The sequence below is a fragment of the Gammaproteobacteria bacterium genome (assembly GCA_021648145.1).
Classification (GTDB): domain Bacteria; phylum Pseudomonadota; class Gammaproteobacteria; order JAADGQ01; family JAADGQ01; genus S141-38.
Window position 1 is genome coordinate 77,055 of sequence record JAKITI010000013.1, and the last position, 11,653, is coordinate 88,707.

General features: G+C 43.7%; 9 protein-coding genes and 1 tRNA gene. 6 read left to right on the top strand and 4 right to left on the bottom strand.

Annotated features, from left to right (window positions below; all coding sequences use genetic code 11):
• The first annotated feature begins 247 nt into the window (after positions 1–247).
• From L3J70_09405 to L3J70_09420, 4 genes are all read left to right on the top strand, one after another.
• On the top strand, positions 248–1,420 hold the full coding sequence (locus L3J70_09405; protein ID MCF6236568.1) for an aspartate aminotransferase family protein: 1,173 nt from the start codon (positions 248–250) through the stop codon (positions 1,418–1,420).
• A 10-nt stretch (positions 1,421–1,430) separates the two neighbouring features.
• A complete protein-coding gene (gene argF, locus L3J70_09410) occupies positions 1,431–2,345 on the top strand; it encodes an ornithine carbamoyltransferase (GenBank protein MCF6236569.1) in 915 nt (304 codons plus the stop codon).
• An 18-nt stretch (positions 2,346–2,363) separates the two neighbouring features.
• Entirely contained in the window at positions 2,364–3,407 is a 1,044-nt protein-coding gene (locus L3J70_09415) for an ABC transporter ATP-binding protein (protein ID MCF6236570.1), read from the top strand.
• A 90-nt stretch (positions 3,408–3,497) separates the two neighbouring features.
• A tRNA-Pro gene (locus L3J70_09420) sits at positions 3,498–3,574 on the top strand.
• A gap of 5 nt (positions 3,575–3,579) precedes the next feature.
• Here L3J70_09420 and L3J70_09425 read toward each other — a convergent pair.
• Genes L3J70_09425 through L3J70_09440 form a run of 4 tightly spaced genes read right to left on the bottom strand, consistent with a single transcriptional unit; the run spans position 3,580 to position 7,620 of the window.
• Positions 3,580–4,272 carry a TonB family protein gene (locus L3J70_09425; GenBank protein ID MCF6236571.1) on the bottom strand — a complete coding sequence of 231 codons (693 nt, stop codon included), beginning with the start codon at positions 4,270–4,272 and terminating at the stop codon, positions 3,580–3,582.
• Positions 4,253–4,678 carry a biopolymer transporter ExbD gene (locus L3J70_09430; GenBank protein MCF6236572.1) on the bottom strand — a complete coding sequence of 142 codons (426 nt, stop codon included), beginning with the start codon at positions 4,676–4,678 and terminating at the stop codon, positions 4,253–4,255. Before L3J70_09430 ends, L3J70_09425 begins: the two co-directional genes overlap by 20 nt.
• Positions 4,675–5,301 (bottom strand): MotA/TolQ/ExbB proton channel family protein, encoded by a 627-nt coding sequence (locus L3J70_09435; protein ID MCF6236573.1) that lies wholly within the window; start codon positions 5,299–5,301, stop codon positions 4,675–4,677. Before L3J70_09435 ends, L3J70_09430 begins: the two co-directional genes overlap by 4 nt.
• 6 nt (positions 5,302–5,307) lie before the next feature.
• A complete protein-coding gene (locus L3J70_09440; GenBank protein MCF6236574.1) occupies positions 5,308–7,620 on the bottom strand; it encodes a TonB-dependent receptor in 2,313 nt (770 codons plus the stop codon).
• A 140-nt stretch (positions 7,621–7,760) separates the two neighbouring features.
• Here L3J70_09440 and L3J70_09445 point away from each other — a divergent pair, with 140 nt between their 5' ends.
• Together L3J70_09445 and L3J70_09450 are read left to right on the top strand one after the other, a co-directional pair.
• Positions 7,761–9,317, top strand: a complete 1,557-nt coding sequence (locus L3J70_09445) for an AAA family ATPase (protein MCF6236575.1) — start codon at positions 7,761–7,763, stop codon at positions 9,315–9,317.
• A gap of 305 nt (positions 9,318–9,622) precedes the next feature.
• On the top strand, positions 9,623–11,653 hold a 2,031-nt coding region (locus L3J70_09450), incomplete at its 3' end, for a multicopper oxidase domain-containing protein (GenBank protein ID MCF6236576.1).

Genomic DNA, 11,653 nt, shown 5'->3' on the forward strand with positions numbered 1-11,653 from the left:
TAATAGTAGGCATCTGAGAAAAATAGCAGCGCATTATAGCGGATGCTGGCGCCCTTTCTCAAATTCACCGCTATTTAATTTTTTCATATCTGACCTCAGCCCATTTCAGCTAACTGACTTAAAAAAGGAGTAAGGCCTCAAATTATTTCTTCTCCAATAAAAAATACTCAGGTATAATCGAAGGTTTTTCATGAATGGCGGCCAATTTGGGCTGCTTTTTTATTTTAGAGACATTTGATTTTAAGTTATGTCAAAAAGTACATTAATGGCAAATTATGCGCGTCTTCCCGTCACTTTTGAACGGGGTGAAGGGGTGTGGCTGTGGAGTGACCAAGGTGAGCGCTACCTTGATGCGCTGAGCGGAATCGGGGTATGCAGTTTAGGGCATAGTCATCCAAATATAACAAAAGCTCTGTGTGAGCAGGCCGGAAAGCTTTTGCACACGTCTAATTTGTATCATATTCCTCAGCAAACGGCATTAGCTGAGCGCTTGACTTCACTTTCAGGTATGGAAACAGCCTATTTCTGCAACTCTGGTGCGGAAGCTAATGAAGCACTGATCAAGATGGCTCGCCTTTATGGACACCAAAAGGACATTGATCTGCCAGTGATTGTCACGATGAAATCCAGTTTTCATGGTCGTACGATGGGGGCATTGAGTGCGACAGGTAACCCTAAAATCCAGGTAAATTTCGAGCCGCTATTGCCTGGTTTTATACACATTGCCTATGATGATCTTGATGCGCTTGAAGCTATTTCAAACAATAAAAACATTGTCGCCGTATTGCTTGAGCCCATACAGGGTGAGGGTGGTGTAAATATTCCTTCAGCGGACTATCTATCGGGTGTGCGGTCAATTTGTGATCGTAATGAATGGCTGATGATGGTCGATGAAGTGCAGACGGGCATTTGTCGTACTGGCGACTGGTTTGCTTATCAGCACTGCAATATTGTACCGGATGTTATTGCATTGGCAAAAGGCTTGGGTAATGGGGTTCCAATCGGAGCGTGTCTAGCAAAAGGAGTTGCTGCAACTCTTTTTCAGGCAGGCTCTCACGGCTCAACATTTGGTGGTAATCCGTTGGTATGCAGTGTGGCATTAGCCGTGCTGGAAACGCTTGAAAACATGCAAGCTAGCCAACATGTTTTTGCGATGGGACAGTTATTAAAAGATGGCTTGAATGAAGCCTTTAAAGATAAAGCCTATGTAAAGGCAGTGCGTGGCCAAGGGTTGATGATCGGTATCGAACTGGATCGTCCGTGCACTGAGTTGATAGGCGCTGCTTTGGAAAATCACTTGCTGGTGAGTGTGCAGGCCGAGAAGGTCATTCGCTTATTGCCACCATTGATTATTAATAAATCTGAGATTAAGCAGCTTGTCCGCGCTGTTTCTAGTCTTGTGAACACGTTTTGTGAGTAGGATGTCACGCATGTCAATACGCCATTTTTTAACTTTAAATGACCTAACCTCGGATGAGTTTAAGGCTCTGATTCAACGTGCCATTGAGTTGAAAGCGATGCAGCACCGGGGCGAGCGATACGAACCACTGAAAAACAGGGTGTTGGCGATGATTTTTGAAAAATCATCAACACGTACGCGTGTTTCATTTGAAACGGGTATGATCCAGTTTGGAGGGGGTGCGATCTTTCTGTCGCCACGAGATACCCAGTTGGGTCGTGGCGAGCCGGTTGAGGACAGTGCGCGTGTTTTATCCGGCATGGTGGATTGCATTATGATACGTACTTTTGATCATGAGCAACTGGAACGCTTTGCTCGTTATTCGAAAGTCCCCGTGATTAATGCTTTGACAGATTCATACCACCCATGCCAACTATTGGCAGATGTACAAACCTACCAAGAGTATCGCGGGGATATTGAAGGCAAGACAGTGGCCTGGGTTGGTGATGGTAATAATATGTGCCACTCTTATATTAATGCTGCTCATTTACTTGGTTTTAAACTAAATATTGCTTGTCCTGAAGGTTTTGAACCTGAGGCCTCAATTGTAGAGCGTGCAGCCCATTGCGTTTCTGTCATGAGAAGCCCTGAAGAGGCGGTTGCAAATAGTGATTTGATTGTGACTGATGTTTGGGCCAGCATGGGGCAAGAAGAAGAGGCGCAAGAGCGCCTGGAGCTGTTTGCGCCCTATCAGGTGACAGAGAAAATGATGGCGCTAGCACATGATGATGCTCTGTTTATGCACTGTTTGCCGGCACATCGAGGTGAAGAGGTGGCCGCTGAAGTGATTGATGGCAAGCAGAGCGTTGTGTGGGATGAAGCTGAAAATCGTCTGCATGCACAAAAAGCATTGTTAGAACTGCTACTTGTTAAGTCGCCCGATTAAAATTAGTACGGATATTTCATGACAACACTTCTCAAAGTTCAAGGTATTACTTGTCACTACGAGGGGCATCATGTCATTGAAAGTCTTTCACTTCATATGAACAGGGGTGATCTATGTTGTCTGTTAGGGCCGAGTGGCTGCGGTAAAACAACCGCCCTACGAGCCATCGCTGGGTTTGAACCTGTGACGAGTGGAGAGATTCAGTTACGTGGCGAAGTTGTATCAAAATCAGGTTACAGTTTAGCGCCGAATAAACGTCATCTTGGCATGGTTTTTCAAGATTATGCTCTGTTTCCACATATGGACGTACGCGCGAATATCTGTTTTGGCCTCAATAAAAAAAGCCACAAAGAGAAGAAAAAAATCAGTGACGAGCTGCTTGAACTGGTGGGCTTAGGGCATTTGCCTGGCCGTTACCCTCACGAGCTTTCTGGCGGGCAGCAGCAGCGTGTTGCACTGGCAAGAGCGCTGGCGACCGAGCCTGATCTGATTTTAATGGATGAACCTTTTTCCAACCTGGATGTAGATCTGCGTGAACGCTTGGGTTTAGATGTTCGTGATATTTTTCGTCAAAAGAATATTGCAACTATTTTAGTGACCCATGATCAGCATGAAGCATTTGCCTTGGGTGATATGGTCGGCATTATGAATGAAGGGCGTATCATGCAGTGGGATACGCCCTTCAATCTTTATCATGAGCCAATAAATCGCTTTGTTGCCAATTTTATTGGGCAAGGTGTTTTTCTTGATGGCAAACTGCTCACTCATGATACGGTGGAAACCTCGATTGGCATCATAAAAGGAGATCGTGCCTATCAACTGCCTGTGGGAAGTGCTGTAGAAGTTTTAGTGCGTCCAGATGATGTGGTGTCAGATCATGACAGCACACTGATTGGGAAGATTATTAATAAAGCTTTTAAAGGGGCAGAGACGGTCTATACATTAAAAATGCCTACGGGGGATACCGTGTTATCTCTTTTCCCCAGCCATCATGACCATGCTATTGGTGATGATGTCAGGGTTCGATTAGCTGCACAGCATCTTGTTCTGTTTCAGAAGTAGCCTCTTTAATATTGAATGAATAGCCAAAGAAAACACTTTGTTATTTGACGCTGGGTGAAGTATTATACGGCCACTTCTCGCAAGAGAGATCGGAGCGTAGCGCAGCTTGGTAGCGCACCACAATGGGGTTGTGGGGGTCGGGAGTTCGAATCTCCCCGCTCCGACCATAATACTAACGTAAGTTAAATTTCACTGGTAATCTCAATAACACCGCAACTGCTTTGCCATCTGCTTTGGCTGGTGAAAATGTTGAAGCCCATATTGCTTTTTTTGCCGCTTGGTCGAACTCTTTTCCAGCTGATTGTATGATGGTTACCTTTCGCACTTTTCCTTTTTTATCAATATAAGCTTCAAGTTTTACTGTTGCAGTTTCCCCACGTGCGCGCATGGCAGGGGGGTAAACTGGGGTCTCTTTATGCAGGTATTGCGGCATATCAGAGAGCTGAAAGATAGGAACAGGTATTGGTAATACTTCGGTCGTCACGGTTTCTATCTTTTTTTGGGTAACAGGCTCGGGTGAAATTTCTTTAGTGGTTTCTGCCTCTGGCACTACTTTTTTAACTGGATTCAATGCAATTTTTTCGACAGGTTTAATTGATTCCTTTTTGATCGGTTTGGGCTTGGGCTGCTCTTTTTGTTTTGGAGGAATAACTTTTTTGGGAGGCGGAGCCTGTTTTTTCTCAATGGGCTTTTCAGTAGGCTTCCAATTTACCAAGTCAACAACCAATAGTGGGCGTTTGTCCTGAGTAACATTTTGGTTGGCAGAGAACAGTTGAACCGATAGCAATAAACTTATCGTGGCGAGCAGGCCTGCGAAGAGTGAAGCCGCTGCCTGTAGCCATCGGTTATTCAATGGGCTTTTCATCTGTTGCAATGGCCAGGCCTTTTGCCCCAGCTGATTTGCTGACATCAATCACGTTAATAAGAGATTCTGTGGTGGTCAGTTTGTCAGCATGAAGAATAACGGGGGCATCTGGGCGCATTGCAAGTTCATCCGAGACAATACGCTTGACATCATCAAGCGTCACAGCACTATTTTTATAATAAACTTGTCCAGTTTTATCGATTTTTAACAAAATATTTTCATCGCTTAATTCAGCAGCATGTGTCGATGCTGGTATTGATATCATTAAGCCATCGTCTTCCGGGAATACGGTGGTGACCATAAAAAAGATCAATAGCAGAAATACAATATCAATGAGCGGTGCCATCGTAATTTCTGGTTTGCCTGTATCGGGCAGAGGGATATTCAACTGCTCGCTGCTATTCATGATTTGATCTTGGTGTTATATAGAGCAATATCACGATGTAAAATCATCTGCATGGCTTGACCTGTGATCGCGGTCAGTGCATTGACGCGACGAGCCAGCAGGTGATGAAAAAATATGACCGGAATGGCGATAATCAGACCGCTGGCCGTGGTGAGCAGTGCTTGGGAAATACCAACAGCCATCTCTCCAGGATCACCAGTGCCGTGCAGGGCAATGGCTTCAAAAACATTAATCATTCCGATGACAGTCCCCAATAACCCCAGCATGGGCAGCAGTGAGCCGAGTGTGGCGACGGTGGGCAGTGTGCCTTCCAGTTTTGGCATAATTTCTGCCAAATGGATATTCATCTCTTTGGCTAAATCTTCTTTGTTCGTGACATCGCCCCAGTTGATTAATGTGAGAAGCTGTGCGACTGGGCTGCTGTTATAGGCTGAATTGGAAGGGATAAAATCATTGCTATTTTGCAGGTTGGCATAATCTTGCCGAGCACTGTTTGATAAGCTAAAAATGCGAAAGCTTTGCCAGATCAACATTATCATGGCGATGCAGGCCGCAATAAAAATCACCCACATGATGGGGCCACCTTTTGTCATGAGAGCCATAAAATCAGAATATAAAGTCATGCTAGATTAAAACTCCATCTCAACGCCGAAAAAAGGAAAGAATGGCATGCCGGTAATTTTAGTGGGATTGTCGATTTTTTCATATTCATTACCATAGTCATATTCAATAATATTTTTAGAAAATGTAACATTTTGCAGGTCAATATAGAGTTTAATTTTAGACTCTTTAAACAGAATTTCACGGTCAATGCGTAGATCAACTTTATAGTAAGTCGGGGTACGCACGGCATTATGTTTGCCATATTCAGCAATCCATCGGCTGGTATCATCCCCCTCAATTTCACGATAACGATTTATAACTTCGGTATAAGGCTTACCTGAACGGACTTCAGCTTTTATACCCCATTTCCAGCGTTTCCAGCTGCCACCAAAAGGTTGCCCCCAAACCGCAGTTAGTGTGAGTGGCTGGTCGCCTGAAAAATCACGAGTCAAACCGGTTAACTGATTGGTGCGTTTGGACTTGGCCCATGAGAGTGATAGCCAGCCCATTTTACCGTGACGTGCTTCGCGTTTGATGAAAAGATCAAAGCCGTAAGCTTCTCCCGTACCTTTGTTGGCATAATTGTTGGGTGGATCATTTTCATCAATACTGACGACCAGGTTAGTCATGGGTTTTTGGTAAATTTCTGCTTTTACACTATAAAGCGAGTTGATTTTATGTTGAATGCCGAGAATTCTATGTTCGGCTTCAGTGGTATCAAGGCGTGGATTACCGAAGGTTTCAATGATTGATGCTCCGTCAGGCATTTGTGTGTAACGCCCCCAACTGGCGGTAAGCAAGGTTTCAGGTGTCAGGTTATATTCCAGGGAAGCACGCGGTGATAGCTCACGGCTGCTATAACCTCCACTGACAGTGGTGTCGCTGTAACGTAAACCGAGTGTTGATGTGAATTTTTCGCCCCAGGTTTTTCTGTATTTGATGTAAGGCGTAAATGCTTTGGCGATCAATGTTTTTTCTAAGCGGTACTTTTTCTGTGAAGTAAAATCAAAGTCAGGGTCATCTTCTGACGGGGGGCGCGAAATATAGAGATCCACAGGAGCATCGGTATAAAACAGTTCAGTACCAAAGCTCAATTTTTGATCTTTTTTGAATTGCCAGTTTAAGTGGGGTCTTAATGAAAGGCTGCTAGTTTTTACGTCGATATAAAAAGGTTTGCCACTATCATCACGGCCTAAGCGAGTGACATCTTTGTCTCGGTAGTAAGCCAGTGTGGTGATCTGATCCCAACGAGAATTAATGGTTTGTTGCCAGGTGATGCCCGCTGTTTGATATTCAATGCTGTTACTGAGTTCGCCAGCAAATTGTGGGTCTGTTTTTTCAGCACTTTTCATGTCAAAGGCCATTTTATCTTGGGCGGCGAAGAAATAGTAATCGAGATAGCCTTTGTCTAATTCATGGCGATAGAGCGCTTGTGCATCATAAAATCGAGGTACGAGTGTGATTTTATTGTCATCCTCATCATTATTTCCAGCGAGTTCGTTTATTTTGTCGGGTGAAAGTAACAGATCGATATAGCTGCGCCGCGCAGCAATATAAAAACTGTCATCACTATTTTCACCGACTGGGCCTTCTATTAAAAAAGAAGAGGCAATGGTGGAGATATCAAAAGCGTAGTGGGTACGATCTTTCTTGGGGGCTCGCAGTTTTACATCAATGGCTCCGCCCAATGCATCGCCATACTCTACGGGAAAGCCTCCTAAAAAAAGATTAATATCTTCAATCAGCATGGGGTTGATTGTCGAATACATGCCGCCAAAGTGATAAAGATAGCCAATGGGGGCGTTATTTACCCAAATAATATTTTCATTGCGGTCACTGCCACGCATATATATCTCAGCAGAACCTTCGCCTGCTTGAACAATGCCTGGCAGCGATACCAAAGCTTTGATCGGATCACCCTGACTGCCTGGGGCTTGTGTTAACTCTTGCTTTGACAGGCTGATTTTAGAAGCTTTTTCGACAATGCGTTCAGCGGTGACTTCCAGCCCTTCGCCTTCGAGTACAACAGGAGAGAGGTAGACCGTGACACTTTTTTCATCTGATTTGACAGACCCAGTTCGGGTTTCATAACCTGCTGCGAGCACTTTGATTTTTTTGGGGTGGTCAATCTCTGAAAAGTGGGTTTGGCCTTTTTTATTACTGGTTTCATAAATATCACTCTCATCCAGCACCACCGTTGCGCCATCAATGAACATGCCGCTGCCGCGCTCTTTTATTGTCACGGTGAAATCTGTAGCGAATAGATTATTTGACTCTAATAATAATATGAAAAGAAGAGGGATAGAAAGGCGGGAGCTTGAATGATCCGTGCGGCTCATTAATATACCTTATTAGGCTGCTTAAATATTGAAGGCATATTAACTGATATGATGAGCGATGTCTGTTGGTTTATTGTATGGCAATGTAGCCTTTTGTAATGAGCTTAGGAACGAGCCAGATAGCTTGGTGACAAAGTAAAATGAATGGTCAAAACCTGATAGATACGTTAAAAAACCCACGATTATATGATCACCCAGTGACAAAGTTGGAAATAATCGAAACACATATTTCCTGGGTTATTCTGACTGGGCCCTATGCCTATAAAGTTAAAAAGCCAGTGGACTTTGGCTTTCTTGATTTCTCTTCGCTCGCTAATCGAAGACACTATTGTGAGTTGGAGCTTGATTTGAACCGACGATTAGCGCCTGATTATTATCTTGATGTTGTTCCGATTACTGGTAGCGCTCAAAATCCAGCTCTATATGGTCGTGGAGATGTGATCGAATACGCCTTGAAGATGGTTCAATTTCCCCCGAATAGTGAGTTAGATAAGGTGTTAGCTTTGGGCAAGCTTGATACACATTATATGGATTTAATTGCCGAGAAAATTGCAAAATTTCATAAAATTATTTCTGTCGCCAAGCAATCGCAAAAATTTGGTGACTTACAGCATGTTCATCAGCCGGTAATAAATTGCTATCAAGAGATTCGTAAGCATCTTAATGAAACGGAAGATATTCAGCGCATTAATGCTTTGGAAAACTGGAGTTGTCGGGCGTATGAAGATTTAAAAAAGGTCTTCGTTTCACGAAAAGAGAACGGTTTTGTACGAGAGTGTCATGGTGATTTACATTTACGTAATATTGCCATGATTGATGATGAAATAGTTATTTTTGATTGCATCGAATTTAACGAAGATTTGCGATGGAATGATGTCATCAGTGAAATTTCATTTCTTGTCATGGACTTGGATGAGCATAAACAGTCTGCATTAGCGAGTCATTTTTTAAATCGCTATCTGGAATTGACGGGTGATTATTCAGGTTTAAAGGTTTTTCGTTACTATCTGGTTTATCGCGCAGTTGTGCGCGCCATGGTGAGTTGCATTCGCTGGTCTCAAGGAGGTATTCATTCACCTGATATGACCAGTGAATACCAAAATTTTCAGAACTATTTGAATTTGGCTGAAAAGTATATCGACCTCGAGTCACCAAGATTGTTTATTATGCACGGCCTTTCCGGCTCAGGAAAATCAACAGTAAGCCAAACTTTGTTGCAAGCAAAGTTTGCGATTCGAATACGATCAGACATAGAGCGTAAAAGATTGCATGATATTAAAGCGTCACAAAAAAACAGACAGGGTGTTCAGGAAGGAATCTATAGTTCAACGTCTAGTGAAGAGGTGTATCAGCACCTTTTTGAGCTGGCAAAGTCGTTATTAAACTCGGGCTACTCTGTTGTTGTGGATGCGACATTTTTAAAAATAGCACAGCGAGAGATGTTTCAGAGGCTGGCTGATATGTTTAATGTTGAATATGCCATATTGCACTGTTACGCCCCCTTAAATGTCATGCGAAATAGAGTCGTGCGGCGTAATATGGAAGAGAGTGATGCATCGGATGCGGATCTAAAAGTACTGGAATTTCAGATTAAACAGGTGCAAAAATTTACAGGCAAAGAGATGAGGTATGTTGTTGATATCAACACGCAGCAAAAAATAAAGGAAGATAAATTATTAAAACGGTTATTTATTTGAATTTACTCTGAATATGGCTATTAAAAATAGATTGCTACCTGAGTTGCTGTCCATTCTATTGAGATATATACTGTTGTTCATGTCAGTTTATGGTAAAGGTTTCACATACTAAAACAGGGATAAACAGGGATAAACAGGGATAAACAGGGATAAACAGGGATAAACAGGGATAAACAGGGATAAACAGGGATAAACAGGGATAAACAGGGATATAGTGGAAAACAACAAATTTTATATTGTGAAATTTAATGCTATGAACGGGCTGGAATTCAATATCCTGATACACATAATTTAAAGGAAATATTATGTCACGCCTTAGTTTTTTTCTGATAAGCATTTTTCTATTACCCTGGTCGGTTGCTCAAGCCGTACCCGTTTTGTACCAAGCTAATAATTTGGGTGGTAGTGCTTGGGAGTATACATACACAGTCAATAATGACTTGCCCATCAACATTGAAGAGTTTTCGACCTATTTTGATCCAGCCCTTTATGAAAATCTGGTGATTTCGGATTCGCCTATGGGTTGGGATGGTCTGGCGGTAGAGCCAGATTCGAATCTACCCGATGATGGTTTTTCTGACTGGTTAACGCTGGGGTCACCGATCAACTCTGGTGACACATTGGGTGGGTTTTCCGTGACGTTTGATTTTATCGGCACAGGCACACCGGGGTCACAGCTTTTTGAAATTCTGGATCCAATGACTTTTGATGTTCTCAGTAGTGGATCAACAACCTCCGTGCCTGAGCCGGGTGCATTAGTGTTGTTGGTCTTGGGTCTTGCAGGCTTATTTCACCGTTCATTGCGCAGAGTTTGCACCCAGTCTGTAAAATTTATGCGAGTGGGTTTGGCTGGCCTGCTGGCGCTGGGTTTTCTGCTGAGCCAAAGTCTGGCTGTTGCAGCGGTGAGTGATTTGTCAATGACAGATCGTCAGTTAGTCAGCAAACAACGTGTTTCGCGTACTGATGTTGAGTACACCTATACCCTGACGATTAATAATAGCGGTGTGCCACTTACTGGTGTCGTCGCTACGGTCAGCAGCCTTTCTGGCAATACGGTTATTCAAAAGGCCGACGTGGTATTGGGAGCTCTGGGGAGCGGCAGTACACAAAGCGCTGATACCTTTGTTCTGCGTCAGAACCGCCGAGTACGATTTGATCCGGCTGATCTGGTGTTTACGTTTATGGCAGATGGAACCGTGTTAGAGGATCAGGCTTTCGGCCTACAGTTGATGGAAGATATCAATCCAGACCCTAATATCGTTGAGATCAACCTTGAAGCACGTGAAGCTGATGTCGAGATGGTTCCAGGTATCTCTTCTACGGTATATACCTACAACGGCACTGTGCCGGGGCCGTTGATTCACGGCACTGTAGGCGATACGCTCATTGTGCACTTTACCAATAATTTGCCTGAACCAACAACCATTCACTGGCATGGTTTGCGTCTGCCCGCTGATATGGATGGTTCGTCGGTTTCGCAAAATCCTATTCAACCTGGGGATTCATTTACCTATAAGTTTGACCTGAAAGAAGCCTCATTATTTTGGTATCACCCTCATGTTCGTACAAACGTTCAGGTAGAAAAAGGCTTGGCGGGTGCTTTGTTGGTGACTGAGAAGGCAGAGGATATCGACTCAAAAATTCGTGATATCAAACAGAAAATTTTAGTTGTTGATGATGTGTTGCTTGATGCTGAAGGCCAGGTGGAAGCTGCTTTTACCGGCACGCCCAAAGAGCAGCTGCTGAAAAAAATCAACGGACGTGAAGGTAATCAACTCTTGGTTAATGGCGTTAAAATGCCCACAATGAAGGTCAAGTCAGGTGAACCCATTCGCTGGCGGATGGTGAATATCGCCAATACACGCTTTATGCGTATTGCCGTGCCAAACCATAAACTGACTCGAATTGGTGGTGATGGTGGATTACTAGAGACTCCTATCACCAATCTCGATGATGTGTTGATGGTGTCTGGCCAGCGTGCGGATATCATGTTTGTTCCTGAAGGTGAAGTCGGTTCCGAATTGATCGTATACTGGAAAGATACTGCTCGCGGTCGCCACAGTATTGACATCATGCCCAATAATATGGTGGTGATGGGCGACGATGAGATGGATGGCAGTTATCCCGATATCCCTTTGATGCGCCTGGTTTTCGAAGAAAATAAACAGCAGGCTGAGACACTTGATCTGCCTGCAAGTCTGCGTACCATTGAACCCATTGATATTACAAATGCCACTGAGACGACACTCAAGTTTGGTCATAGCATGCCTATGGTTATGAACGGCAAGGGCATGGTCAAATTTCTTATTAATGGCAAGACGTTTGGTGAAGTGACT